This is a genomic window from Faecalibacterium sp. I4-3-84, assembly GCF_023347255.1.
Lineage (GTDB): Bacteria > Bacillota > Clostridia > Oscillospirales > Ruminococcaceae > Faecalibacterium > Faecalibacterium taiwanense.
The window spans coordinates 85,465-110,174 of sequence record NZ_CP094466.1; the positions used below are offsets into that span (position 1 = coordinate 85,465).

Below are 24,710 nucleotides of genomic sequence, written 5' to 3' on the forward strand. Positions count from 1 at the left end.
TTCATCGCCATTAACAAGAACTACTTTATCACAATGCTTCGGGCTTGTCAACCCCCTTATCTGCAGCGGTTTATTTTGGCTTATTTTGCGCCAAGACCCAGCATTTCGCGGGCATTGGCACGCGAAAGCTCGGTAACGTGGTCGCCGGAGATCAGCCGGGCCAGTGCTTCCACCCTGCCCTCCTCATCCAGCGGATGGATCTCGGTATAGGTGCGGTCATTGGCTACATTTTTCTGAATCAGCAGATGGCAGTCGGCCAGTGCAGCGATCTGGGCTGTATGGGTGATGCACAAGATCTGGTGGCCCTGTGCGCTCTGGCGCAGTACCTCACCAATACGCCCGGCGGCTTTGCCAGAAACACCGCTGTCGATCTCATCATAGATCACGGTAGGCACGGCATCCTTATCGGCCATTGCATTTTTGATGGCCAGCGTGATGCGGCTCAGCTCGCCGCCGGAAGCAATTTTTGCAAGGGGTTTGGGCGCCTCACCGGGGTTTGTGGAAATGTAGAACTCGATGCTGTCCTGCCCATGGCTTGCCAGCGGGCCGCGGGTATGGCGCAGTGTCATGCGCACGCCCGGCATGTTCAGAAAATCCAGCGTGCCGGAAATACGCTTATTCAGCTCTTCAAAAGCGCGCAGGCGCGTCTGGGTCAGTGCTTCTGCCTTTTCACGGGCCAGCGCATAAAGGCGGAGCTTTTCTGCCTGCAGGTGGTCATGCCGCTCCTGTGAGGACTGGATGCGCTCCAGTTCTTCCCTTGCATTCTGTCCAAAAGCGATCACGTCTTCTACCGTATCACCATATTTGCGCTTGAGCTTGTAGATCAGATCCAGACGCTGCTCAATCTCGTCCAGCTCCGCATCGTTGGTATCATAGGAATCCAGCCGACCGATCAGATCTGCGGCAACATCCTTTGCATTGTAATACAGATCCAGCAGCTGACTGGATGCACCGGCAAGTGCATCATCCAGCTGCGCGGCAGCATCCACTGCATTGGATGCCTCGCCCAGCAGATCGACTGCGCCGGAGGCCTCGTCATCGCCCGAAAGCAATGCATAGCTCTGTGCGATCTTATCCCGGATGGCAGATGCATTGGCAAGGATCTTGCGGCGGCTTTCCAGCGTCTGTTCCTCTCCGGCGGTCAGTCCGGCATCCTCGATCTCCTGCACCTGATAGCTCAACAGATCAATCCTGCGCTGCTTTTCGGCTTCGTCGGTGATCATGGCATCCAGCTCCCGCTTGATGCGCACAAGCTCCCGGTACAGGACATAATAGTCCTGAAACTCCGCGCTGTTCTGCGCATAATCATCCAGAATGCCCAGATGTCTTGCCGGGTTCAGAAGGCCCACAGAGTCGTGCTGACCGTTGATATTGATAAGTCCTCCGCACAGCTCCCGCAGAACCGCAGCCGTTGCAGGCATTCCGTTGATGCGGCAGGTGCTTTTGCCCTCGGCTGTGATCTCGCGGCTGAGCATCAGTGCATCCGAGCGCTCGTAGCCCGCCTTCTCAAGGCTGTCCAGCACCGTACCGGGCACCTCCTCAAAGGCTGCACGGATCACCGCCTTGGAGGCCCCTGTGCGCACAAGATCCTTTGAAGTGCGGTTTCCCAGGATCGCATTGATGGAATCAATCAGGATCGACTTGCCGGCACCAGTCTCACCGGTAAGAACATTCAGGCCCGGCTTGAAATGTACTTCAGCCTTCTGGATCACAGCAACATTTTCAATTTGCAGGCTGCTCAGCATATCTTTTCTCCCGCGTTATTTTTATCCAATGTGTCTCGTCAGTTCCGAGCAGATCGTTTTTGCATCACGCTCCGACCGTGCAACGATCAGGAACGTGTCGTCGCCCGAAAGCGTGCCGACCACATTTTTCCACTGCAATGCGTCAAAAACCTCGCATGCGGCGTTGGCCATGCCAGAATAGCACTTTACCAGCACAACATGTCCGGCGTAATCTACCCCCAGCACGGATTCATGAAAGATCGTTTCAAACCTTCCCTGCGTTTTGGGGTTGAAGCTTTCGTTCCGGCTGGAGACATAGCGATACCCCTCTGCCGTGGCAGCTTTTACCAAACACAGCTCCCGGATATCGCGGGAAACGGTGGCTTGTGTTACCTCGAATCCCTCTTTGGAAAGGTGATCCAGCAGAACTTCCTGCCGGCTGATCGGGTGTTCCTGCACAAGCCGGAGAATCACCTGCTGACGTTCTCCCTTGCTTTTTACATCTTCCTTACGGCTGCGCGCCATCGTAAACTCGCCTCCCCTTTATCGTCTGCTGCGAAGCTTCTGGTCAATGGCCTGAAACTGATCTGCTTTTCCGAAGGTGATCAGCTTTACCACCTGATCGGAGAGCCTTACTTCAGCCGTTGCGCCGGCCTTGAGCGGACAGCCAGCTCTGCCATCGCAGCTGATAAACACTTCATCGTCGGCCACCTGTCCCACACAGATATTCAGCTTGCGCTCCTGCGCAAACACCATGGCCGGGCTGGCCAGACTGTGCGGGCAGATAGGCGTTACAACAACGCCCTTCGTCTGGGAATCCAGGATCGGCCCGCCCGCCGCCAGCGAATACGCTGTGGAGCCGGTGGGCGTTGCAACGATCACACCGTCCCCACGGTAGTGCTCTACTAAAATATCATCGCAGTAAATGCTGAAATCGATCGCCTGCTGCAGGCGGCCCTTTGTGACCACCACGTCATTCAGGGCGTGGCCCTCCCAGCCATCGTGGCCAAGAACGCGGACATACAGCAGCATCCGGTTGTCTACGCTGAACTCTCCCCGTGCAACAGCGGAGAGCTTGGCTTCCATCTCGCTGACTTCGCAGGTAGCCAGAAAACCACAGCGTCCCAGATTGATGCCCAAGATCGGCTTTGCGTACCGAAGCGAAAGATTTGCCTCATGCAGAATGGTGCCATCGCCGCCAATGGTCAGGATCACATCTGCCTGCTCAAGGCATTCCTCCAGCGGCAGATAAACCACTCCGGCCGTGCTGCAGCTTGTGCGTGGCTGTTCACACATCAGAACAGCTGCACCATGGTTCATTAGAATCTGCGCCGCGCGCAGTGCGATCTCGTTGGCAGAGGTCTTGCCGGGATTCGGCGAAATATAGATCGTCATGCGGGAAGCTCCTTTTTCTGGTCTGATGGCAGAGCCGCTCAGCGGTCCAGCGTGCTGTGGCTTGCCTCCACCACCTGCTCTGCAACGCTGTCGTCCAGCACAGAAGGTTCACCGCTCTTCTGCACGAACATCAGGTATTCAATGTTGCCCTCAGGTCCCTTTACCGGGCTGAAATCCAATCCGCGTACAGCAAAACCGTTTGCAGCAGCATAGCCCATGGCATTGTGCAGCACTTCACGGTGGGTAGCAGGGTCGCGCACCACACCGTTCTTGCCAACCTTTTCGCGTCCAGCTTCAAACTGCGGCTTGACCAGACAAACGCCCATGGCATCCGGCGTTGTGATTGCCTGTGCCACCGGGAAAATATGGTGCAGCGAGATAAACGAGACATCCACACTGAAAAACTCGATCTGCTCGGCAAGATCCTCCGGTTTGACATTGCGGATGTTCGTGCGCTCCATGTTCACTACGCGCTCATCTGTGCGCAGACTCCATGCAAGCTGTCCATAGCCGACATCCACCGCATAGACCTTGACGGCACCGTTCTGCAGCATACAATCCGTAAAGCCGCCGGTAGATGCTCCAATGTCCATGCAGACCTTGCCATTGGGTGTAAGCGGGAAACACTTCATAGCTTTTTCCAGCTTCAGACCGCCGCGGCTGACATAGCCAATGTCGTGCCCGCGCACTTCCACCTTGGCATCTTCCTTGATCATCTCTCCGGCCTTGTCCACCTTTTGCTCATTGACAAAAACGATGCCGGACATGATCAGCGCCTTTGCGCGCTCACGGCTCTGTGTCAGACCATGCTGAACAAGATATTGGTCCAATCGAATCTTCACAGTAAATTTTCTCCTTTCGTCACGGCCATCTGCACGGCCTGTACAAGATGCGCTGCATCCAGACCGGTTGCCTGTTTGATCTGTGCCACACTGGCATGCGGAAGACACGCGTTCCGCACTGCGCAATGGATAAAGCGCCCATTCCATCCGTTTTGCTGCAAAGCATATTCCAGATGTTCACCAATGCTTCCGTTTGCAATGCATTCTTCCGCAAACAGGATTATTTTATATTTCGACAGATCGGCGATCATTTTGTCTGTAAAGGGATACAGCTTTACAGCTTTTATCACATCACACGCAATGCTTTTCTGCTGTAATTCACGTTCTGCCTGCAAAAGGTCGGCCAGTTCGTCGGCGTAACTCACCAGAACGATTGTTGCATCATCCGCCTTGCGCAGGAAATCATAATCTTCGCCGGTGCAGCCAAATTCCGCCAGAACTGCATCCTGCCCACCGCGGGGATAACGAATTGCCCGTGGGCCATGGAAGCGGTCACTCAACAGCTGCTGCAGCCAGTAATTCAGTTCCTGATAATTGGAAGGCGCATACAGCGGCATTCCAAGCTGGCTCAGGAAAGCGGGATCGTAAATGCCCTGATGCGTTTCGCCATCCGCTGGGACAAAACCGGCGCGGTCGATGGCAAAAACTACATTCTCCCGCAGCAGATTTACGTCGTGGATGATCTGATCATAGGAACGCTGCAGGAAGGTGGAATAAATGCATACCACCGGCAGCATGCCCTGACTTGCAAGCCCGGCAGCAAAGGTCACAGCGTGCTGCTCTGCCATACCGACATCAAAAAAACGCTCCGGGTGGCTGTGCGCAAAAAACTGCAGGCCGGTGCCATACTTCATTGCTGCAGTGATGGCGCAGATATTCGGGTTCCGGTCGCCTTCCGTCACAAGAGCATTGCCAAATACCGTCGAGAACGATTCCTTTGGTGCCACCTCCGGGTCGGGCATTCCATCCGGATCAAATGCCGACACGCCGTGATAGTTGCCGGGGTTTGCCTCGGCCGGCTGATAGCCCTTGCCCTTTTTTGTGATCACGTGCAGAAAATGTGGCCCTTGCCGGTTGCGGATGGTGCGCAGTGTGCGTTCCAGCTCTTCCACGTTGTGGCCATCCACCGGCCCGATGTACTGGAAGCCCATATCCTCGAACATGGTAGAGTGGTACATTGCCCGACGCAAAAGCGTCTTGAACTCGGTGATGTTTTTTTTCAGTGGAGCGCCCACCAGCGGTACTCCATCCAAAAAGCTGCGCACATTATCCTTGGCATCAAAATAGGCCGTGGTCGTGCGCAAATGAGTCAGATAGCGGGCAAGTGCACCGACATTTTTAGAAATGGACATCTTGTTGTCGTTCAGGATCACAAGAAGGTTGTCCAGCTGTTCAATGTTGTTCATGCCCTCGTAGACCATGCCGCCGGTAAAGGCACCATCGCCGATCACCGCGACCACAAGCCCTGCTTCATGATGCAGCTTTTTGGCCCACGCCATGCCGATCGCAAGCGAAAGCGCCGTGTTTCCGTGCCCGGCAATGAATGCATCGTGTTCACTCTCGTTCGGGTTCGGGAAACCGGAGATCCCGTCGAGCTGGCGCAGTTTATCAAACTGTCCGCGCCGACCCGTAAGGATCTTGTGTGTATAGCACTGGTGACCGACGTCAAACACGATTTTGTCCTGTGGTGTATCCAGAACACGGTGCAGCGCAACGGTAAGCTCTACCACGCCAAGGTTTGAGGCAAGGTGGCCGCCCGTCTTGGAAATATTCTCCAGCAGAAACTGGCGGATCTCCGCGCACAGCTGTTTCACCTGCTGTTCATTCAGTTGCTTTAAATCTCTGGGCTGATTGATGCTGTCCAGCAGCAATGCTCCCATAAATCACACGTCCTTCAAATGAAGATTTTCTGTTGCTGTAGTGCGTTCCTGCGTGAAAAAAGAATGCCTCAAGCCAGCGGATACAGGAAGCCGACGGCTGCGCCGACCAGTACGCCTGCCACGACCTGCAGCGGCGTATGGCCGACCATCTCCTTCAGATGCATGTTCTGCAGGAAAGGAGCATTCTTCTCGCTCACTTCGATCCACTGATCGATCATCTGGTTCAGGACCTTGGCCTGCTCGCCAGTCTCATGCCGCACGCCCATGGCATCGTGCATGGTAATGATTGCCACCACGCTTGCCACTGCAAAAATGGCAGAGTCAACACCCACACAGCGTCCGGTTGCAATGACCATGGCACAGACCGTTGCGCTGTGGGCACTGGGCATACCGCCATCACCCCACATGCGTTCCAACTGGAACTTGCCCAGCAGGATAAAATTGATGATGGTTTTAAGCACCTGCGCCACAAACCAGCCGAGCAGTGAAACCGTAAGGATCTGATTGAAAGACAGGATGTTTTGAATAAGCTGCATAATCTTTTTCCTTTATTCTGTATGGATTATTTTTAGTTTTTACGCACAAGAAGCTGCTGCGCAAGCTGTTCCAGAAACGCAGCTTTTTCGCCAAAATTCCGGTGCAGTTCCGTGCAGGTCTCCTGATTCAGGTCATGTGCAAGCTTCATGGCACCTTCCGCACCATAAAGGGTCACAAAGGTAGTCTTTCCATTTTCGCTGTCGCTGCCAATGGGCTTGCCCAGCTGTTCCGGTGTGCTGGTAACATCCAGCACATCGTCCACGATCTGAAAAACAAGGCCCAGACCATAAGCATACTGTTCCAGCGCTCTGCACTGTGCTTCATCTGCTTTGGCCGCAGCCGCACCCATCTGGATGGCTGCATTGATCAGCGCACCCGTTTTATTGCGGTGGATCAGCCGAAGCTGGTCTTCTGTTGCGGCCAACGCTTCGTATTTCAGATCCAGTTCCTGCCCATAGACCATGCCGCGGCTGCCAGCGCCTGCACCCAGTGCCCGCGCTGCCTGTACACAGACAGACGCATCTGCCGGGGCATTGGCGACTGTCTCAAATGCTTCTGTCAGCAGCACGTCACCGGCCAGCATGGCAGTTGCTTCGCTAAACGCCTTGTGGCAGGAAGGACGGCCGCGGCGCAGATCATCATTGTCCATGCAGGGCAGGTCATCGTGAATGAGCGAATAGCAGTGCAGCATTTCTACAGCAGCTGCAAACTGCTGTGCCGCCTGCATACTGCCGCCCAGCATGTCGCAGACGCTGAGAACAAGAACTGCACGGATCCGTTTGCCGCCGCCCATCAGGCTGTAGCGTGCCGCACGGCACACCTCGGATTCTTCCGGCAGAAAACGGCCGCAGGCCGTTTCCAGCGCGGCCATTGCCTGCGCCAGATAATTCTGATACTGCTCCTGATAGTCCATTAGCTTTCCTCCTGCACTGTGCCCGCAAGCTTTACGTCAATCTCGTCGATCTGCAGCGATGTTTTTTCCAGTGCAGCATGGCAGTACTCCATCAGAGAAGCGGCCTCTGCATACAGTTTGACCGAATCTGCAAGGGTCGTATCCTCGCTCTGCATCTGTGCAAGGAGCGTATTCAGCCGTTCCATGCCTTCCTCAAAACTTTTGGGTGTTCTCATTGATCTCCTCCACCGCTTCCACCCTGCACTTTGCACGGCGGGAAGCGCTGCGAACATAGATTGTTTTTTCCGGCTGCAGATCATCTGCATTTAAAATAGTGCCGTTGGCTGCTGTGACCATCGTGTAGCCGCGCGCCAGCACCTTGTATGGATCCAGCGAACCAGTAAGTGCTGCCGCATGACCCAGCTGCAATTCTGCAGAATGCAGGCGTTTCTGAATCTGCTGACGGATGGCATCCTGCACCTGCTGCAGCTGCCCCTGACTTTTTTGCCAGTTTCGGCGTGCAAGGCCCTGCTCCAACACAAAGTTGTATTGTTCCAGACCATTATAGCATAAATCAAAACGTTTTTGCATATTTTTGCGAATATTTTGCTGCAAATCCAGCAATATCCGTTCCTGCTCTGCCCGATCCGGTACAGCCAGCTCTGCTGCAGCCGAAGGTGTGGGGGCACGGCAGTCTGCCACAAAATCCAGAATGGTATAGTCGATCTCGTGGCCGATTGCGCTGATCAGTGGTTTTTTGCAGCGGTATGCAGCCCGGGCGATCATCTCTGCGTTAAAGACCCACAGGTCTTCCCGGCTGCCGCCTCCGCGTGCAACGATGATCTCGTCCACCTCTTTGCGCTGATCCAGCTTTTTGATGGCATCAGCCACCTGCTGCGCGGCTTCAAACCCCTGCACTGTCACCGGACACAGCAGCAGCCGTACCGATGGCCAGCGCCGTGTGAGCACATTGCGGATGTCCTGCAGGGCAGCTCCCGTCTTGCTGGTAACAACACCGATGCATTTAGGAAATTCCGGCAGCGGCTTTTTGTGCTCCGGTGCAAACAGGCCCTCCTGCTCCAGTTTCGCCTTGAGCTGTTCCAACGCCAGCTGTACGGCACCAATGCCATCCGGGAACATATCGTTCACGTACAGCTGAAATGCGCCGTCGCGCTCATAAAGGGTAGCGCGGCAGCGCACGACTACACGCATTCCCTCTTCCGGGCGGAAAGCAAGGCGGCGTGCATCAGTGCGGAACATTACCGCTTTGACGCTGCAGATATCATCCCGCAGAGAAAAATAGCAGTGCCCGCTGCGCGCATTCTGTACAAAATTTGCGATCTCGCCGCGCAGGGCAAGGTCAAACAAAGCATCGTTGGCATCCAGCAGCGTTTTTACATAACGGTTGAGTGCTGAAACGGTAATCACTTCAGCCATAATCCGGCCTCCCGCGCTGCCAGGATCGAAACACCGATGGCATTATCGCTGGAATACTGTCCCGGCACAAAGTAGACCTGCGGCAGACGTTTCTGCACCCATGCACGGATGATATCGCTGCTCATCACTCCGCCAGCACATACCACCGGCAGGCCGGGGTATTCCTTCTGTGCAGCTTTGGTCATTTTTACCACTGTATCCGCCACACAGAGCAGGCAGTACTTGCACACATATTCTGGCGTTTTGCCTGCGGCAAGCAGGGCATTGCACTGGTTTTCCAGCCCGGAAAGGCTGCATTGCATCCCCTTCACGCTGGATTTTGGCTTGATCTCCTCAGTGCACTGTGCAGCCAGACGGGAAACCTCGGCACCCGCCGGGAAGCCAAAGCCAAGCCTGACCCCCACACGGTCCACAGCCTGTCCGGCATAAAGGTCTGTGCTGGTGCCAAGCGTTGTGATCCGGCGCACCTGATCGCAGAGCAGCAGGTCCGTGGTGCCGCCGGAAATATGGAACAGCAGAACTTTTTCAGCAAACAGCTGTTCCTCCTTAGCTGCAAACAGCGCTGCGGCAGCGTGACCCTGCTGATGGGTCGTCAGCACAAGCGGGATCCCTTTTGCATGTGCAAAGGCCGTTGCAGCATTGACACCTGCAAGAAAGCAAGGCATATAGCTGCCTTCTACCGGGCGGGGCTTTTGCGATACGCCCACAGCATCGATCTGCGTCAGATCAAATTCCTGCGCCAGTTCCTGCATCATCTCCGGCAGCGCGACCGTATGATGAAACAATGCATCGCTTTGCCGCAGGCCCAGCTGGCCCGCTTTTACCGGCAAAAAGCGCTTCTTTGCGCAAACAACCTCTCCAGCTGTATCAAACACTGCCAGAGAGGTTGCATAGTTGCTTGTATCAATGCCAAGCGTATAACGGCTCACTGTTCGGCTTGCTCCGCATCCAGACCGTGATCCCGGGCCACTGCGCCAAGCAGACCGTTCACGAACTGGTAATCTTCGTCCGCACCATACTTTTTCGTCAGTTCCACCGCCTCGTTGATGGCAACACCGGGCTTATTCTCGCCGCCAAACAGCATCTCGGCAACTGCCAGACGCAGGATAGTCAGGCTGACACGAGGCAGGCGCTCCATGGTCCAGTTGCGCAGATGTGCACGGATCTCATCATCCACCTCGGCAGAATGATCGTAGTATGCGTTCAGCAGATGCTTGCTGAAACCATCCACAGGGTGCTCTTCATCGTTTTCTTCATGGCTGGTAATGGCCTCTGCCAGCGGGATATCACCAAAGGTCTGCGAAAATGCCAGCAAAAATGCATTCTCGCGTGCTTCTCTACGGGGCAAAATATTTTCCATAATGTTCCTCTCGCAGCACGAAGCCTCTCCGGCCAGAGCACAGAGAGGATCGGCTTCCAATTCTGAATTTTATTTTACTTCTCTGCTGCAGTGGTTTCTGCAAGGCCGGCGATCACCAGATTGACGCGGCTCACAGTGACATTGGTCATGTTCTGCACAGCATTCTTCACGTTTTCCTGCACCTTTTCGGCCACAGCAGGAATGCGTGCGCCAAAGCTCATCATCAGGTTCAGAGTGATGTTTGCGGTACCATCCCGCATTTCCACCACGACCGGAGACTGGATGCTGGATGCTTCCAGCAGATCCTTGAGCTTTTTATTTTGTCTGCCGCAGGAAACCTCGGCAACGCCGTCAATTTCCAATGCTGCGCAGCGTGCGATCTTGCCAATGACTTCGGTGGAGATCTGAAGGCTGCCGCCCCGAAGATCTGTATTCTGAAAATCCATTGTGTTGTCCTCCATTCAAAAGCGGGCACAGCCTGCTTTTTCTTGTTTGAAATGGTCCTGCCTGAAACGATCAATGCCATACGCAGGACAACATCATTCTTTATTGATAGAGTTATTATACCATCAAAGCGGGTGCGATTTCAATACTTGTTTCGGAAAACTCTGCCGCACCTTCTTATTTGACCTCCACCACCGTGATGTTCTGGGCAGTCACAGTGCTTTTGTTCAGCACCACATCCCGGATCTGTGCCACCTGTGCCGCTGTGAGCGGTTCACCGGAGGTCATCACGGTAAGGTCTGCCCGGCCGGACTGCAAAAAGCACAGGCAGTCTGCAAAACCTTTGGCTTTGATCAGCGTTTCGATCTCATTCTCCGCATTCAGATCTTCCAGATTTGCGGTCATCTGGGCGGTATATTCCTTCTTTTCCTCTGCGGAAAGCGACGAGGATTTCATCGTTTTCTTGATGGAATCCATCGCCTCATCGTGGGCCTTCTGTCGCTTAAGCCGAGCCTGCTCAAAAAACTTTGCACCGCTGTCACTGGCAACGCTTACAAGCTGCGCTTCACCATAGTTTTTGTTGGCGCTGGACACCGCTTCGGCCTCTGTGGGCAGCTCATCCAGAACCGTCTGCGTCTGTACCGGGACATTCTCAGCCTCTGCCGCGACCATTGCAGCATTGTCCGGCAGTTCCGTGGGCACATCGCTGCGGGCGTACTGCCAGTTCAAGTATACGGCGATCACCAGTGCGGCAGCCAATGTAACAGCTGTGGCCCTGCGGGTATTTCTGGAAAGTGCTCTCATAAATCGTTCCTCCTTATAAAAGCTGCAGGGTCTCAGCCCTTGCGCTGTTCCACACAAATGCGGTTGGATGGCAGATCCAGCAGTGCGCTTACCAGTTCGGTGATCCGGGCAGCAACGCGGATGTCTCCGCCGCCCTCGCACAGCACGGCCACACCGCACACCTGCGGCAGACATACCGTTTCGGTCAGGGCTGAACCATCTTCCAGCAGGACATGGGTCTGCTGGGACTGCATTTCTCCGGACTGTGTATCCAGCGCATAAATGGCTTCTTCCCCAGTCTCCAGCGTGACCATCACGGTCGTTTTGCCCGCACCGCTCATCTGTGAGATCAGATGTTCCAGCCGGTTCTCCAGCTGTGCCTGATATTCCGTGCTGCTCTGGGCAGACTTTGTGTTTTTTGTGCTGCCCGCTGCCGTGTTCTGCGGAAAAAGTTCCGACAGCAGGATCAGCAGCATTGCCAGAACGCCTACTGCCGCAGCAAGCCTTGCTCTGCCCTGTTTTCCTTTGCATTTCCGGGCAAAATCTTTCACGGAATCTCCGAACGAAATGCCCCCTGCTTCTTTCATTCGGTGTCCTCCTGTACTTCCAGTATCGGTGCCATGCCAAGCTCCTGCTGCAGATATGCCGCGATCCGGCTCTGCTCTGCGGATGTGCACGCCGCCGGGAGGATCACAAGCACCTTTTCTGTCCGAACGGTCTGTTCTGTCCAGGTCAGTGTGATCTCCAGTTTCACCTTTGTACCAAAGCGCCGCTCACACTCTGCGCAAAGATCCGCTTCCAGCCGTTCCTGCGTTCCCTGCAAGAGCGATGTCTCCGTACTCTGGATGCTGACCGCTGCCGGAGCAGCCGCCGCTGCACTTTTCAGTTCCAGCTTCATCTGCGGGGCCAGCCGGAACAGGATCACTAGAATATATAGCCCGGCAACGGCTTTTATGCATCTGCCCGCCCAGCCTGCGCCCGCCAGCAACGTCGTAATCTCCGCACAGATACAGGCAATGCAGAACGCCGATGCCGCCGTCTGAAATGCGTGCATTTCCTATCCGCCTCCCGTCATCATCAGAAGCCCCACGCCTACCGTCAGCAGTTCAAAAAACAGTGCCGTTACTGCTGCCATGCATTTTACCGCTTCGGCCATGCAGTCAAACAGCGCCTGACAGCGCCGGTTCTCCGCGAGGCCGCACAGAAGCCTGCATCCTGCAAGGAATAGCAAATGGAGCAGAAGCTGCAGATACAGTGGCAGAAATTCGGCCCCGATCACGGCAAGTGCCGCAAAACCCAGACTGCTTTTGAGCAGCTGCATTCCGGCAAGAAATACTTCTGCCGTATCGCTCAGAGCCTGCCCGATCACCGGCACGCCGCCGGTAAGCAGCTGGCCCAACCGCAGTGCAGAACGGTCCAGCTGAATCGTTACCGCTCTTTGCAGCCCTAACAGCACTGCAAAAATCCGCCCAGCCCAGACAAGCCCCCTGTGCAGCAACGCGCCCATGACACGGCACGTTTCCGAAAGCCCCTGCTGGGTGCTGATGCAGCACGCCATGCTTACCGCAAGGTAGCTCTGCAGCAGCGGACTGACCACAAGCACCGTACCCTGTGCCAGAAAGCACAGCCCGGTCAGCAGCAGACCGCTTGCCGCTGTGCTGGCATTTACCTCTCCACCGGCAGCGAGCACACCGCTGTACACCGGAAGAAAACCCAGAAGGTAGTTTTTCCACCCCTCCATCCGCTCACAGATCAGCTGTGCAAGGCTGATCAGATCTCCCCACAAAAGAGTGCCGCAGCCCACAGCCGCAGCTAGCTCCAACAAGGCGCTGTCGGCTGCTCCTCCCACCAGAAATGAAAGCACGATCAGCAACAGTAAAAACAGCAGAACATCCGCATAGCAGTGTGCCATCTGCCGGATCATCTCTGCCGGTGATCCCGGCAGGAGCGCGAGCAGAGATTTGAGCGGATCTTTGGCAAAGGACTCTGCGCTTTGCGGAGCTTTTTCCAGATAAGGCTGCCAAAGCTCCTGTCCGGGCAGGCCCTGCAGCTGTGCCGCAGCGGCATCAGGTGCAAAAGCCAGAAAGCATACGGTGCACAATACAAACGCTGCCGCTTTTTGCAGGAATTTTTTTATCATGCGGCAAGCCCCCAGATCTTCTGGCAGATCTCTTCCAGCAGAGGAAATGCTGCCGCCAGAACCAAACATCGGCCCGCAAACCCGGCGCACCATGCCAAAGTGTCCGCACCAGCTTCTTCGCACAGGGTCCGCGCGTAATCGGTCAGCAGCAAAATTCCGGCACAGCGCAGCAGGCAGGCAAATGCAGGCCCGTCCACCCGGCGGCTGAAAGCCAATATATTCCGAAGCAGCTCCTGCACCGCCACTCCAAGCTGCAGCAGCACAAACAATGCTGCGCCAACGGACAGCAGAAACGCATAGGCCGGTGCATCCTTCCGCAGCAGAAGCTGCGCCGCTGCAAAGACGACCACTGCCCCCAGAATGGAAAAAGATGTACTCATAGTGCAAACAGCGACTTGATGGTAACGAACAGTGCGCTGATCTGCTTGACAAGGATGGAAAGCACTACCACAAGACCCGCAAGGGTCGTCATCATGGCCTGATCCTCCCGGCCGGAACGGATCAGCAGCTGGTTCAGGACGGCCACGATAATACCGATCGCTGCAATTTTGAACACAAGGTCGATCTCCAAGTTTTCGTCCTCCTGCCACTACAAAAGAATCAGTGCTGCCACCGCGCCGGCTGCAAGGCCAAGCCTGCACGGTAAGCCCTGCCCGGATGCCGCTTTCTGCTGCGCCTGGTGCAGGAATGCTTCAAAACGGGCAGAGTAATAATCCAGTCGTTCGCATTCCTGTGCCGCTTCGCTTTGGCCAAGGCCGGCAAAGCACTGCTCAAAGCAAAGGCGTTCCGCATCATCAAATCTTTCCGGTGCCGGAATTTCCTGCAGTTTTGGTGCTGCATCGCTTTCCAGCAGCTTTTCCTGCACGAGACACCGCTGCAGCTGTTCCAGATCCAGCCTGCGGTAAGCGATCTCCTGCCGGATGCGCTGCAGCAGCTCCACGGTGCGCTGCAGCTGCAGGATATGCTGCTCTGTTCTGACCTGAAATGCAGAACCGGTCAGCCACCCGCACAGCAGAAGCAGTGCAGCCGCTGCCCAATGAAAAAGCCGCATCATACCGTGCAGACCTGCCGGACTTTTCCCGGCGTTGTGCAGCCGTGCAGCAGTACAAATACACGCAGCATTCCATGCCGCTGCAGCGCCTGTACCTGCGGCCGCCGGGCGGCTTCTTCCACGCTTGCGGCATGGACGCTTGCAACAAAGTCCACCCCGCCGTAAAAGCCCTGTTCCAGCGCTGCAGTTTCGGCAAGCGTGCCCAGCTCGTCCAGCAAAATAACTTGCGGCGAAAGCGTGCGCAGTGCCATCTGCACAGCCCGTTCCTTAGGGATGCCGGACAGCAGATCCAGCGGAGGCATCTTCTCGAAATCACCCGGCGGAAAGATCTCGCAGCGCTCGTCCACCACGCAGGCTCGCCGCTGCATCCCGGCCAGTTCTCGTGCGATCTGACGCAGCAGCGTCGTCTTGCCGCTGTCCGGCTCGCCGACCAAAAGCATCCCAATAAAATGCTTTTTCAGTTGCACCAGAAGTTCGTCCGGCAGCTGTACCAGAACCGCCCTTGCAATGCGCAGGTTCAACCCCTGCACCTGCTGCAGAACCGTCTGGCCGTCGCGATCCACATAGCGTCCTGCCACACCCACCCGGCAGCCGGAGGGTATGGTCAGAAATCCATGCGCAAGCTCCGTCTGGTGTGCATGTACTGCGCCGCCGCACAGGGTGTGAAAGATCTCTTCGATCTGAAGCTGATCCAATACACACTCCCTCAGCTGCAGCGGGCACTCCGGCAGGTCCTGCAGCGGGAGCTGCCGACCCGACAGTGTAACAAAAACACCACAGCCTGTCCGGAACCGAAGTTCATGGATCTGCGCTGCCGTCTGTGCTGGCAGCTGTCCCAATGGCCCGGCCAGCCATGAGGGAAGCAGGCGTATCGCCCGATAATACTCATCCACACTGTCCTCTCCTTTTTCAGGCTCATTGCCTGCTATGAGTATATGCCTGTCCCTGCCGGATAGAACCTGCGGACATAAAAATATCCCCGCAGCACAAAACTGCGGGGATATCCATTGGAACGGTTTTATCAGATGTTTTCGTCGCTGATCATTGCCAGAAATTCTGCCTCGGTCAGCACCGGGATGCCAAGCGCCTGCGCCTTGGTCAGTTTGGAGCCTGCTGCCGTGCCTGCCACGACATAGGCCGTTTTCTTTGAAACAGAACCGCTGGCCTTACCGCCGTTTTTCACGATCAGTGCTTCCGCCTCATTGCGGGAAAGAGTTTCCAGCGTGCCGGTGACCACCAGCGTTTTCCCTGCCAGCTTATCACCTTTCGGTTCGCCCTTCCACTGCATATTCAATCCGGCATCGGCCAGACGATGGACAAGGTCGATCGTTCCCTCTTTTGCAAAGAATTCCACGACGCTCTGCGCCATTACGCCGCCAAACCCATCGATCTCGCTGATCTGCTCTGCACTTGCTTCCCGGACAGCCTGCAGCGTACCGAAATGCTCTGCCAGCAGGGCTGCAGCTTTATCGCCAATGTTGCGGATGCCAAAGCCGAACAGGAGCTTATCCAGATTGTTCTGCTTGGAAGCCTCGATGGCGTTCAGCAGGTTATCGACGCTCTTTTCCTTGAACTTATCCAGCGTCAGCAGCTGTTCCCGTGTCAGCGTGTAGATATCCGCTGCGGAGTGCACCATGTCCTTCTCCACCAGTTGGGTGGCAACTGCTGTGCCAAGGCCCTCGATATCCATTGCATCGCGGGAAGCAAAATGGATGATATTGCGCAGTGCCTGTGCCGGGCACTCGGGGTTAACACAGCGCAGAGCTGCTTCATCCTCCAGATGAACGACTGGCGCACCGCAGGAGGGGCAGACCGTGGGCATCTCATAGGGCTGTGCATCCTCTGCGTGATTGGTAACACCGATCACTTCCGGGATGATATCACCCGCCTTGCGCACCTGAATGGTATCGCCGATGCAAAGGCCGAACTGATGGATAAAATCCTCATTGTGCAGGGTCGCGCGGGCAACGGTAGTACCCGCCAGAAAGACAGGGTCAAAGCAGGCCGTCGGGGTAAGAACACCGGTGCGGCCAACTGCGACCTCAATGCTGCGCAGCGTTGTCTCCTTTACCTCTGGCGGATACTTAAACGCAATTGCCCAGCGTGGAAATTTGTTGGTGGAACCCATCAGATCGCGCTGTGCAAAATCGTTCACCTTGATCACAGCACCATCCATATCAAAATCCAGTTTGGCACGGTTCTGGCCGATCTGCTCGATCTCGGCAATGGCCTGCTCAATGTCATGCACGATATGATAGCGCGGCGAGACCGGCAGGCCAAGGCTCTTGAGGTAATCCAGGCTTTCGGCATGTTTGGTAAGCGTTTTGCCGCGGATCTGCTGCACATTGAAAACAAAGATAGAAAGGCCCCGGCTTCCGGTGATTTTTGCATTCTTCTGGCGCAGCGAACCGGCAGCCGCATTGCGCGGATTTTTAAAGGGCGCTGCGCCCTGCAGCTCCTGCTCTGCACACAGCTTCTGGAACGCGCCATGCGGCATATATACCTCACCGCGCACTTCCAGAAATTCAGGTGCATCCTTCAACTTTTTGGGAATGCTGCGAATGGCGCGGACATTGGCGGTCACGTCCTCGCCCACCACGCCATCACCGCGGGTAGAGGCACGAACCAGCTCACCGTTTTCGTATTCTAGACTGCAGGAAAGGCCATCGATCTTGATCTCCACCACATACTCCGGCTCTATGCCGGCTTCCCGCACGCGGCGGTCAAAATCCCGCAGCTCATCATACGAAAATGCATCCAGCAGGCTTTCCATTTTTACCGCATGGGTCACCTTGGGCAGCTTGCTGCTGGCCGTGCCGCCTACCTTCTGGGTAGGCGACGATGCCGTGACCAGCTGCGGAAACTGCGCTTCCAATTCTTTCAGTTCCCGGGTCAGAGCATCATACTCAAAATCTTCAAGCTCCGGGGCATCCTGGTCATAGTAAAGCCGATTGTTTTTCTCGATCACAGCGCGCAATTCTTCCACGCGCTTTTTTGCCTGTTCCAACTCCAAAAGTTCCACTCTCCCGCTATCCGGTTTCTCCCGCGCTGCCGTCCGGCACTACCGCCTGAAAATGCATCGCAGAAAACTATTTTGATTATAACACATCCAGCCGCGCTCTGCAAAGAGAAAGCGGATACAATTTGTATAAGTGCTTTGGAATCTGCATGTGTAATCGTTTTCGATCATCACTGCAGATTGATTTAAAATCAACACATGGAGATACTCTTTGTTTATTATTTTGATAAAACAACGTCTTATCGTGTGATTTCTCCACATCCATGACGAGTGAATCGTCCTGTAGTATCGTTAAGCCGCCAGCCTAAACACACACAGAAAGGGCAACGCATTCGTCGTGAATGCTTTAGGCCTTGGCCCCCCGGCATCGTCCTCATGATGGTCGTGTTCAGTTCGTCACCACGGCAAAGAAAGCCGGTGTGGATGAGCATGTCATTAAAAAGATTGTCGGCCACTGTATTGATGATGTTGCCGAAAAGTCGTATACTAAAAGAGGTATTGAGTGGATTCGTCATTTCATGCAATGCATCGTACCATCCTAGATTTTGTACTATTATTTTAGGAGAAAAGCTGTTCCGATTTGTGAATTAAGTATCATACCGTTTCAAGAGGAGATCAAGCTGCCATGGATTGGGAAACATTAAGATCAAGCTGTCTTGCCTGCACCCGCTGCGAGCTGTGCAAGACCCGCACCAATGTGGTGTTCGGTCAGGGTGTGGAAGATGCCGAAGTTCTGTTTGTGGGCGAAGGCCCCGGCCAGAATGAGGATGAGCAGGGTCTGCCCTTTGTGGGGCGCAGCGGCCAGCTGCTGGACAAATATCTGTTTGCCATCGACCTTGACCGCACGAAGAACTGCTATATTGCAAACATCGTCAAGTGCCGCCCGCCGCAGAACCGTGACCCCCAGCCTGCTGAGAGCGAAGCCTGTATGCCCTGGCTGCGGGAGCAGTTCCGCCTGCTGAAGCCAAAGATCGTGGTCTGCCTTGGCCGCATTGCCGCCCAGCGGATGATCCGAAAGGATTTCTCCGTGACCAAGGAGCATGGCCAGCTGTACGAAAAGGGCGGCATCCTGTTCATGGGTACCTTCCACCCTGCCGCTCTGCTGCGCAGCCCGCAGAACAAGCCTGCAGCCTTTGCTGATTTTACTGCCCTGCGGGACAACATTGAAACGGTGTGCAAACATACCTATCATAAAGACTGAATCATTCCCGCTGCAAGAACCAAACACCTTCCTTTTGCATACTCTAAAACAAAAAGAGAGGTGTTCGATTATGGAAACTGCACGACATGATTCCATTGATTTCTTTCTGGGTGCCACAACGCCTGCCGGTTTCAAGGGCTATTTTGAACCGCTGCGCCACGAACCCGGTATGCAGATGTACCTGATCAAAAGCGGGCCGGGCTGCGGCAAATCCACCCTGATGAAGCGGCTTGCCCGTGCTGCCGAACAGCGCGGCGAACTGACGCAGCGCATCCACTGTGCCAGCGACCCGGACAGTCTGGACGGCATGATCCTGCCCGGGCAGCACAGGGCCATCGTGGATGCCACTGCGCCCCATGTGGTGGAGCCGGATGCTCCCGGTGCGGACGAAGTGGTAGTGAGTTTGTACCACACCATCGATGCAGAAAAGCTGCACCAGTGCACCGATGAGGTCAAGGCGCTGTTTGCCCGCAACGCCCTGCTGCGCAGCCGCGCTGCACGATATATTGCATCGGCAGGCAGCCTTTTGCTGGACAGCCGCCGCGCCGAAGCCTGCAGCGCCAATTTCGACAAGGTGCGCCGTTATGTCAAACGGCTGTGCACCCGGGTGATGCCGCGCACGGAAGGCATTGGCAGCGAAGAGCTACGCCTGCTTTCCGCCGTCACCCCCAAGGGTGAAGTGTTTTATCAGGGCACTGCACAGGCATTGGCGGATAAGTTTATCGTGTTCCGGGATGACTACGGCGCGGTGTCCCGCCTGCTGCTGGAGCTGATCCGCGCCGAAGCCCTGACGCGGGGCTACCACATTATTACCTGTCCATGCGCCATGCACCCGGAGGATAAGATCGACCATATCCTGATCCCGGAGCTGAAGCTTGCCTTCCTGACGGATAATCGCTGGCATCCGGTGCATCTGCCCAGTGTGCAGGCTGTGCGGTGCACCCGCTTCCTTGACAGGGAAAATCTGGCAGCGTACCGGGCACGGCTGCGTTTTAACGAGCGTGCTGCCGCCGAACTGCTGGAACAGGCCAGTGCCCTGATGGCACAGGCCAAGAGCTGCCACGATGAGTTGGAGACCTATTACCGTGCAGCGGTGGATTTTGGCAAAGTGGATGAAGCGGCAGCAGAATGCATGGAGATGTTCGGCCTGAAATAATCAGTTTACGTCGACGAACCGGGAGTTTCTCTGAAGACCGTCCGCTGGGGTGGGACCCTGTTGCCGTGAGGCAATCGGGCGGGCGATGGAATGGCCCGAATCGTGTCTGAAGAGAAATTACCGGTTCGTCAGTGTATCCCAAAAGCGGAGGTGAAATGCTTTGGCAACGGTTCATCTGCCCATCCGGCAGCTGGTGGAATTTCTGCTGCGGACCGGCAGCATTGACAGCCGGTTTACAGGGTTTGACCGTGCACTGGAAGGTGCCCACATCCACCGCAAATTGCAAAAAGCTGCCGGAGACGGCTACCAGGCTGAGGTATTTCTCTCCGTAGAGCGGCAGGCAGAGGACATCACTTTTACCCTTGAGGGCCGGGCTGACGGCATTTTTACCGATGAGACTGGCACGGTAGTCATTGATGAGATCAAGACCACCGCTGTGCCGCCGGAAGAGATCACTGAGGATATGAACCCCTGCCACTGGGCACAGGGCATGGTGTACGGTGCCATTTATGCCGCACAGCAAAGCCTGCCGGAACTGAACGTCCGGCTGACTTATTATCAGATAGACACCGATCAGATCATCCGCTTTATCCGCCGCTTTACGCAGCAGGAGCTGGATGAATTTCTTGACAAATTATTGTGCCAGTATGCTCCGTGGGCGCAGCGCCGGATAGAGTGGGATGTAAAGCGTACTCAGAGCCTTGCGGCGCTGCAGTTCCCGTTTGCGCAGTACCGGCCCGGACAGCGGGCTATGGCGGGCGAGATCTACCGCGCCTGCCGCGCTGGCAAGACCGCCGACTGCAAGGGTGGTACGCGGCTGTTCTGTCAGGCTCCTACCGGCATTGGCAAGACCATGAGCGCGCTTTTCCCCGCGCTGAAAGCCATGGGCGAAGGCAACGGAGAAAAGCTGTTCTATCTCACGGCCCGCAACACGACCCAGACTGCCGCCGAGGATGCCTTGACCCGGCTGCATACGGCCCAGCCAGAGCTTGCCCTGCGCAGTGTGACGCTGACCGCCAAGGAAAAGGTCTGCCTGCATCCGGACGCAGAGGGACATCCCGCCTGCCTGCCGGAGCTTTGTCCCTACGCCAACGGCTACTACGACCGCATCAAGGATGCACTGACAGCTCTGCTGGACGGTACCGGCAGCTTTGACCGCGCAGCGCTGGCCGGGGCGGCAAAGCGTTTTTCGGTGTGTCCCTTTGAACTGGGGCTAGACCTGAGCGAGTGGTGCGATGTGGTCATTGGGGATTACAATTACCTGTTCGATCCGGTGGTGCACCTGAAACGGTTCTTTGATTCTTCCGGCGACTGGTTGTTTTTGGTCGATGAAGCACATAATCTGCCCGACAGAGCCAGAGCAATGTATTCTGCACGCTTTTGTAAAAGCAGCCTGACCGAGGCAAAACGCGCATTGGGCAAGGGCAAAAGTGCTTTAAAGACCGCTCTGACCAAAGCAGACAAAGCCCTGCTGGAAGCCCGGAAAGCCTGCATACAGCTTGCACCCCGGCACAGCAGCCAGACCGATGCCGCAGACCCGGCACAGACCAGTCTTTTGCCTGAAAACACTGTCCCCGCACTGGAACTGCCCGAACCGCTGTATGCACAGGACAGTACTGTATTTTTGCAGGAGCCGCCCTCTGCCCTGCTCAGTCCGCTGCGGGCCGTACAGGCACCTTTGCAGGACTGGCTGGAAGCGAACCCGGATGCCGAAGCACATGCACAGTTGCTGGAGCTTTATTTTGCTGTACAGGACATCACCCGTGCTGCCGAACGATACGACAGCCACTTTGTCACTCAGCTTACCGCGCGCGGCAGAGAGCTTGAATTGCAGCTGCTGTGTCTGGACCCGGCACCTTTTGTGGATGCCAGCCTTGCCGCAGGGCGCAGCGCAGCGCTGTTCAGTGCAACACTGGCTCCGCCCTCGTTCTACCGCAGTGTTCTGGGCTGCAGCGATGCACGTGCCGTCGCACTGGACAGTCCCTTCCCGGCTGAAAATCTGGGGCTGTATTGCCTGCCGAATATCTCTACCCGCTACCGCGACCGCGAAGCCAGCGTGCAGGCAGTTTCGGATGCACTGGCCCGGCTGGTGCAGGCCAGAACTGGAAACTACTTTGCCTTTTTCCCAAGCTACGCATATCTGCGGCAGGTACACGAAGATTTTGCAGCACGTTACCCGGGCATTCGCACCCTTGTGCAGGAAAGCCGTCTGGATGATGCCGCTCGGGCTGAATTTCTGGCTCAGTTTGTGCCGGACCCGGCCGAAACGCTTCTGGGTTTTGGCGTGATGGGCGGCATCTTTGGTGAGGGAGTTGATCTTGCAGGCAGCCGCCTGATCGGGTGCGCCATTGTGGGTGTGGGCCTGCCGCAGGTAAATCCGCAGCAGGAAATGCTGCGCCGTTATTACGACGCACAGAACGGCTTTGGATTTGATTATGCCTACCGCTATCCCGGCATGAACAAGGTACTGCAGGCCGCAGGGCGCGTGATCCGCACGCCGGAAGACAGAGGTGCGGTGCTTTTGCTGGACGACCGGTTTGCCCAGCAGGAATACATCCGGCTGTTCCCTCCTCACTGGCGGCATATCCGCTATCTGCGCAGCTGCGAAGAGCTGGCCGCTGCCCTGCAGGACTTCTGGAATAAATGAGACCCAAGCAAAAAGGCACTGCCGCACCCAAAAACAGGAGCGGCAGTGCCTTTGCTTCTTTTTTGTTTTATTTTGCTGCTTTCCGGTTCTGCTGCAGGCTATCCCACGATGGCATTTCATTGCGCAGCTTTTCCCACATGGGCATTGCCGTGCCGGTCTGCCTGCGCAGAGCATCGAACGCTTCGTCCAGATACTTCATTTCGGACACTGCGTGCATGGCGTGATCCGAAACGCACAATCTGCCCAGCGGTGTTTTTGTCATGGTAAACACCATCGCTTCCATCTTACGGCGGGCCGATGTGCCGGGCTGGAAATTATCGGTGTTGTTGGCATCGTTCACCGGGATGCCCGCATCCTTGAGCATCAGGCAGGCTTCATAGGCGGCATCCAGAATGGCGCCGCGCTGCTGCTTGGTGGCCCGGTGCAGATCGCCGTTGCAGGCATAGCACACATAGCACGCCGGCAGAACAAATGCAATGTGGCACTTGAGCCATTCATCCATATCGCCATAGAAGGTCAGCTTGTATTTTGCACCGTCAAAGGCGGTCTTGAGCCGGGTTCGGAAGGTGCCAGAAAGCGGAGTTGTGGCACCGCCCACCGTCATGCCAGCACTGGCGTACACACTGACCACATGGTCGTGTTCACGGCGGCCTGCCGTGCCCTGAAAGCCGAATGCGATCTTATCCGCCGGGCGCTGCATGAATTCCAGCACCTGCTTTGCCTGCGGGTTGTTGCCCACAAACACAAAATACTGACTCTTGTTGGCCTTGAGCACAGGAAGCACATCCGGCAGCTGGCCCGCCTGCACGACCACAAAGACGAGATCATAATAATCATCCGGGGCAAGAGTGTCCACGGTTTTGATCCGTTCCGTTGTGGTCTTGCGCTGCACCCAGTGTCGGATGACCAAACCCTTCTGGTCGATCATTTCCTTCCACTCTCCGCGTGCAAGCAGCGTGACAACGTTCTTTTTGTTCTGCATCAGCACATGGGCCAGCTCGCAGCCCAAAACGCCCGCACCGTAAACCAGAATCCTCATCCAGATACGCCTCCCTTATGTGTGTTAAGGTTTGCTTATTTTTTCAAAAACGAGAAAAAGCCTTTTTTCTCGTAAGGTGCACTGCTTACGCCCTTGACCTCATAGCCGGTTGCATTGATGGCATCCCGCAGCTTCTGCTCGTCCAGCGGCTGTTCCGAGTGGATCACCGTCTGGGCTTTTGCCTGCGAGGACGACACCCTTTTCACCTCCGGGAAGGCCTTGCGCACGGCTTCGTTGACATGGCTCTCGCACATGCCGCACATCATACCCTCTACTTTTACGATCGTTTCAATCATTTTATTCCCCTCCAGATCTTCTGCGCGCATCGGCCCGTTGACGCAGAATCTGTTAGGAAGCGCTAACCGCAGTTTCAAACAAAACGCCGTCGGGAACTGCCCGGCAGCGGTGCGGAGCGGTTCCCTGTTCTGTGGTGGGTCTGCTCAGAAAATGCACGCATGATTTCTTGTCTTCATCATATCACACCAGTGGGCTAAATGCAAGATGAAAAATACCCCATCCCGGTTTTTGCGCTTTTCACTCATGCACCCGGCATCCTGCTGTCGTGGTCAGTATTCAATGCCCTGCCGGGCGGAAATTCCCCTCTGGTAAGGGTGGCGGTGGCACTTCATCTCCGTGGCATAGTCGGCGGCATCCAGCATCCACTGCGGCGCAGCATGGGCAGTAAGCACGCATTCCTGCTCTGCCGGGCGTTCCAGCACAGCCTTTTGCAACAGGGCTTTATCCACCATATCCAGTTCCCATGCGCTGCCTGCTTCGTCCAAAATCAGCAGGTCGGCAGGGTCGGCCATGGCAGCTGTGAGGTTCGCATTCTGCAGCTGGCGGGTGGCTTCCTTTTCCGCTTCGTTCATCTGGAACACGAATTTCTGCCCCGCCTTGCCGCGGTACACCTTTGCACCCAGCTGTTCCAGCAGCGGCACCTCGCCGCTTTTGCCGCCTTTGAGGAACTGCAGGATCACCACCCGCTTTCCGCTGCCCATGGCCCGCAAAGCAAGGCCCATGGCAGCGGTGGTCTTGCCCTTGCCATCACCGTAATATAGATGTAACAGCCCTGTACGCTTCATGGTCATTTCTCCTTTTATCTTTGCGTTTATGGTAACACAAACCCAGCAAAAAAGGAAGAGGAAGCACCCGAAGGCGCTTCC

Annotated in this window: 27 protein-coding genes and 1 other annotated feature (1 of these 28 running past the window's edge); of the genes, 3 read left to right on the plus strand and 24 right to left on the minus strand. The window is 55.9% G+C overall.

The features are described 5' to 3' along the window. Positions 1-14: a binding site (T-box leader), on the minus strand (it extends 242 nt beyond the left edge of the window). Between the two features lie 66 nt (positions 15-80). The 21 genes from recN to ligA form a co-directional block, all read right to left on the minus strand. After that, the gene (gene recN, locus MTP41_RS00515; protein ID WP_120079272.1) at positions 81-1,745 is read right to left on the minus strand and encodes a DNA repair protein RecN; all 1,665 of its coding nucleotides are present in this window, start codon (positions 1,743-1,745) and stop codon (positions 81-83) included. A 21-nt stretch (positions 1,746-1,766) separates the two neighbouring features. After that, on the minus strand, positions 1,767-2,249 hold the full coding sequence (locus tag MTP41_RS00520) for an arginine repressor (protein ID WP_005942062.1): 483 nt from the start codon (positions 2,247-2,249) through the stop codon (positions 1,767-1,769). A gap of 18 nt (positions 2,250-2,267) precedes the next feature. Next, positions 2,268-3,119 (minus strand): NAD(+)/NADH kinase, encoded by an 852-nt coding sequence (locus MTP41_RS00525; RefSeq protein WP_005942060.1) that lies wholly within the window; start codon positions 3,117-3,119, stop codon positions 2,268-2,270. A gap of 38 nt (positions 3,120-3,157) precedes the next feature. Next, positions 3,158-3,961 carry a TlyA family RNA methyltransferase gene (locus tag MTP41_RS00530; protein WP_249235943.1) on the minus strand — a complete coding sequence of 268 codons (804 nt, stop codon included), beginning with the start codon at positions 3,959-3,961 and terminating at the stop codon, positions 3,158-3,160. Further along, complete coding sequence (dxs, locus tag MTP41_RS00535; RefSeq protein WP_249235944.1) at positions 3,958-5,841, minus strand: 1-deoxy-D-xylulose-5-phosphate synthase; 1,884 nt, start codon at positions 5,839-5,841, stop codon at positions 3,958-3,960. Before dxs ends, MTP41_RS00530 begins: the two co-directional genes overlap by 4 nt. Positions 5,842-5,909: 68 nt before the next feature. After that, a complete protein-coding gene (locus MTP41_RS00540; RefSeq protein ID WP_097777783.1) occupies positions 5,910-6,377 on the minus strand; it encodes a divergent PAP2 family protein in 468 nt (155 codons plus the stop codon). Positions 6,378-6,409: 32 nt separating this feature from the next. Beyond that, a complete protein-coding gene (locus MTP41_RS00545; RefSeq protein WP_097781771.1) occupies positions 6,410-7,291 on the minus strand; it encodes a polyprenyl synthetase family protein in 882 nt (293 codons plus the stop codon). After that, a complete protein-coding gene (gene xseB / locus MTP41_RS00550; protein ID WP_249235945.1) occupies positions 7,291-7,506 on the minus strand; it encodes an exodeoxyribonuclease VII small subunit in 216 nt (71 codons plus the stop codon). Before xseB ends, MTP41_RS00545 begins: the two co-directional genes overlap by 1 nt. Next, positions 7,484-8,707: an exodeoxyribonuclease VII large subunit gene (gene xseA, locus MTP41_RS00555; protein WP_249235946.1), complete on the minus strand. Its 1,224-nt coding sequence runs from the start codon at positions 8,705-8,707 to the stop codon at positions 7,484-7,486. Before xseA ends, xseB begins: the two co-directional genes overlap by 23 nt. Next, entirely contained in the window at positions 8,695-9,636 is a 942-nt protein-coding gene (locus tag MTP41_RS00560) for a glycoprotease (RefSeq protein ID WP_249235947.1), read from the minus strand. Before MTP41_RS00560 ends, xseA begins: the two co-directional genes overlap by 13 nt. Beyond that, positions 9,633-10,067, minus strand: a complete 435-nt coding sequence (gene nusB, locus MTP41_RS00565; protein WP_005942043.1) for a transcription antitermination factor NusB — start codon at positions 10,065-10,067, stop codon at positions 9,633-9,635. Before nusB ends, MTP41_RS00560 begins: the two co-directional genes overlap by 4 nt. 74 nt (positions 10,068-10,141) lie before the next feature. Next, entirely contained in the window at positions 10,142-10,528 is a 387-nt protein-coding gene (locus MTP41_RS00570; RefSeq protein WP_005942042.1) for an Asp23/Gls24 family envelope stress response protein, read from the minus strand. A gap of 160 nt (positions 10,529-10,688) precedes the next feature. Further along, the gene (locus MTP41_RS00575) at positions 10,689-11,315 is read right to left on the minus strand and encodes a SpoIIIAH-like family protein (RefSeq protein ID WP_249235948.1); all 627 of its coding nucleotides are present in this window, start codon (positions 11,313-11,315) and stop codon (positions 10,689-10,691) included. 32 nt (positions 11,316-11,347) lie between these two features. Beyond that, on the minus strand, positions 11,348-11,881 hold the full coding sequence (locus MTP41_RS00580; protein WP_097777777.1) for a stage III sporulation protein AG: 534 nt from the start codon (positions 11,879-11,881) through the stop codon (positions 11,348-11,350). Beyond that, positions 11,878-12,348 (minus strand): hypothetical protein, encoded by a 471-nt coding sequence (locus MTP41_RS00585; protein WP_223387582.1) that lies wholly within the window; start codon positions 12,346-12,348, stop codon positions 11,878-11,880. The genes MTP41_RS00580 and MTP41_RS00585 overlap by 4 nt, the downstream gene beginning before the upstream one ends. 3 nt (positions 12,349-12,351) lie before the next feature. Continuing rightward, on the minus strand, positions 12,352-13,434 hold the full coding sequence (locus tag MTP41_RS00590) for a stage III sporulation protein AE (protein WP_249235949.1): 1,083 nt from the start codon (positions 13,432-13,434) through the stop codon (positions 12,352-12,354). After that, positions 13,431-13,814, minus strand: coding sequence for a stage III sporulation protein AD (locus tag MTP41_RS00595; RefSeq protein ID WP_097781768.1), 384 nt, complete (start codon positions 13,812-13,814; stop codon positions 13,431-13,433). The genes MTP41_RS00590 and MTP41_RS00595 overlap by 4 nt, the downstream gene beginning before the upstream one ends. Then, positions 13,811-14,005, minus strand: a complete 195-nt coding sequence (spoIIIAC, locus tag MTP41_RS00600; RefSeq protein WP_005942027.1) for a stage III sporulation protein AC — start codon at positions 14,003-14,005, stop codon at positions 13,811-13,813. Before spoIIIAC ends, MTP41_RS00595 begins: the two co-directional genes overlap by 4 nt. Before the next feature lie 18 nt (positions 14,006-14,023). Beyond that, complete coding sequence (locus MTP41_RS00605; RefSeq protein ID WP_120019879.1) at positions 14,024-14,488, minus strand: hypothetical protein; 465 nt, start codon at positions 14,486-14,488, stop codon at positions 14,024-14,026. Beyond that, positions 14,485-15,378: an AAA family ATPase gene (locus tag MTP41_RS00610; protein WP_249235950.1), complete on the minus strand. Its 894-nt coding sequence runs from the start codon at positions 15,376-15,378 to the stop codon at positions 14,485-14,487. The genes MTP41_RS00605 and MTP41_RS00610 overlap by 4 nt, the downstream gene beginning before the upstream one ends. 128 nt (positions 15,379-15,506) lie before the next feature. After that, positions 15,507-17,507, minus strand: coding sequence for an NAD-dependent DNA ligase LigA (gene ligA, locus MTP41_RS00615; RefSeq protein WP_249235951.1), 2,001 nt, complete (start codon positions 17,505-17,507; stop codon positions 15,507-15,509). A 622-nt stretch (positions 17,508-18,129) separates the two neighbouring features. Between ligA and MTP41_RS00620 the strand changes: the two genes are divergently transcribed. The 3 genes from MTP41_RS00620 (at position 18,130) to MTP41_RS00630 (ending at position 22,508) form a co-directional block, all read left to right on the plus strand. Then, positions 18,130-18,705, plus strand: coding sequence for a uracil-DNA glycosylase (locus MTP41_RS00620; protein WP_005942018.1), 576 nt, complete (start codon positions 18,130-18,132; stop codon positions 18,703-18,705). A 70-nt stretch (positions 18,706-18,775) separates the two neighbouring features. After that, complete coding sequence (locus MTP41_RS00625; protein WP_249235952.1) at positions 18,776-19,861, plus strand: hypothetical protein; 1,086 nt, start codon at positions 18,776-18,778, stop codon at positions 19,859-19,861. A 160-nt stretch (positions 19,862-20,021) separates the two neighbouring features. After that, positions 20,022-22,508, plus strand: a complete 2,487-nt coding sequence (locus MTP41_RS00630) for an ATP-dependent DNA helicase (RefSeq protein WP_249235953.1) — start codon at positions 20,022-20,024, stop codon at positions 22,506-22,508. 67 nt (positions 22,509-22,575) lie between these two features. Here the strand turns inward: MTP41_RS00630 and MTP41_RS00635 are convergent, their stop codons facing one another. From MTP41_RS00635 to MTP41_RS00645, 3 genes are all read right to left on the minus strand, one after another. Beyond that, the gene (locus tag MTP41_RS00635) at positions 22,576-23,547 is read right to left on the minus strand and encodes a ketopantoate reductase family protein (RefSeq protein WP_097775482.1); all 972 of its coding nucleotides are present in this window, start codon (positions 23,545-23,547) and stop codon (positions 22,576-22,578) included. Positions 23,548-23,582: 35 nt separating this feature from the next. Continuing rightward, entirely contained in the window at positions 23,583-23,843 is a 261-nt protein-coding gene (locus tag MTP41_RS00640; protein ID WP_249235954.1) for a heavy-metal-associated domain-containing protein, read from the minus strand. 270 nt (positions 23,844-24,113) lie between these two features. Beyond that, entirely contained in the window at positions 24,114-24,629 is a 516-nt protein-coding gene (locus MTP41_RS00645; RefSeq protein ID WP_097775481.1) for a cob(I)yrinic acid a,c-diamide adenosyltransferase, read from the minus strand. Positions 24,630-24,710: the final 81 nt, after the last annotated feature.

Bases quoted from the DNA above. Each gene is read 5' to 3' on its own strand.
- recN (WP_120079272.1), bottom strand. From the start codon at position 1,745: ATGCTGAGCAGCCTGCAAATTGAAAATGTTGCTGTGATCCAGAAGGCT.
- MTP41_RS00520 (WP_005942062.1), bottom strand. From the start codon at position 2,249: ATGGCGCGCAGCCGTAAGGAAGATGTAAAAAGCAAGGGAGAACGTCAG.
- MTP41_RS00525 (WP_005942060.1), bottom strand. From the start codon at position 3,119: ATGACGATCTATATTTCGCCGAATCCCGGCAAGACCTCTGCCAACGAG.
- dxs (WP_249235944.1), bottom strand. From the start codon at position 5,841: ATGGGAGCATTGCTGCTGGACAGCATCAATCAGCCCAGAGATTTAAAG.
- MTP41_RS00540 (WP_097777783.1), bottom strand. From the start codon at position 6,377: ATGCAGCTTATTCAAAACATCCTGTCTTTCAATCAGATCCTTACGGTT.
- MTP41_RS00545 (WP_097781771.1), bottom strand. From the start codon at position 7,291: ATGGACTATCAGGAGCAGTATCAGAATTATCTGGCGCAGGCAATGGCC.
- xseB (WP_249235945.1), bottom strand. From the start codon at position 7,506: ATGAGAACACCCAAAAGTTTTGAGGAAGGCATGGAACGGCTGAATACG.
- xseA (WP_249235946.1), bottom strand. From the start codon at position 8,707: ATGGCTGAAGTGATTACCGTTTCAGCACTCAACCGTTATGTAAAAACG.
- nusB (WP_005942043.1), bottom strand. From the start codon at position 10,067: ATGGAAAATATTTTGCCCCGTAGAGAAGCACGCGAGAATGCATTTTTG.
- MTP41_RS00570 (WP_005942042.1), bottom strand. From the start codon at position 10,528: ATGGAGGACAACACAATGGATTTTCAGAATACAGATCTTCGGGGCGGC.
- MTP41_RS00575 (WP_249235948.1), bottom strand. From the start codon at position 11,315: ATGAGAGCACTTTCCAGAAATACCCGCAGGGCCACAGCTGTTACATTG.
- MTP41_RS00580 (WP_097777777.1), bottom strand. From the start codon at position 11,881: ATGAAAGAAGCAGGGGGCATTTCGTTCGGAGATTCCGTGAAAGATTTT.
- MTP41_RS00585 (WP_223387582.1), bottom strand. From the start codon at position 12,348: ATGCACGCATTTCAGACGGCGGCATCGGCGTTCTGCATTGCCTGTATC.
- MTP41_RS00590 (WP_249235949.1), bottom strand. From the start codon at position 13,434: ATGATAAAAAAATTCCTGCAAAAAGCGGCAGCGTTTGTATTGTGCACC.
- MTP41_RS00595 (WP_097781768.1), bottom strand. From the start codon at position 13,814: ATGAGTACATCTTTTTCCATTCTGGGGGCAGTGGTCGTCTTTGCAGCG.
- MTP41_RS00605 (WP_120019879.1), bottom strand. From the start codon at position 14,488: ATGATGCGGCTTTTTCATTGGGCAGCGGCTGCACTGCTTCTGCTGTGC.
- MTP41_RS00620 (WP_005942018.1), top strand. From the start codon at position 18,130: ATGGATTGGGAAACATTAAGATCAAGCTGTCTTGCCTGCACCCGCTGC.
- MTP41_RS00625 (WP_249235952.1), top strand. From the start codon at position 18,776: ATGGAAACTGCACGACATGATTCCATTGATTTCTTTCTGGGTGCCACA.
- MTP41_RS00635 (WP_097775482.1), bottom strand. From the start codon at position 23,547: ATGAGGATTCTGGTTTACGGTGCGGGCGTTTTGGGCTGCGAGCTGGCC.
- MTP41_RS00640 (WP_249235954.1), bottom strand. From the start codon at position 23,843: ATGATTGAAACGATCGTAAAAGTAGAGGGTATGATGTGCGGCATGTGC.
- MTP41_RS00645 (WP_097775481.1), bottom strand. From the start codon at position 24,629: ATGAAGCGTACAGGGCTGTTACATCTATATTACGGTGATGGCAAGGGC.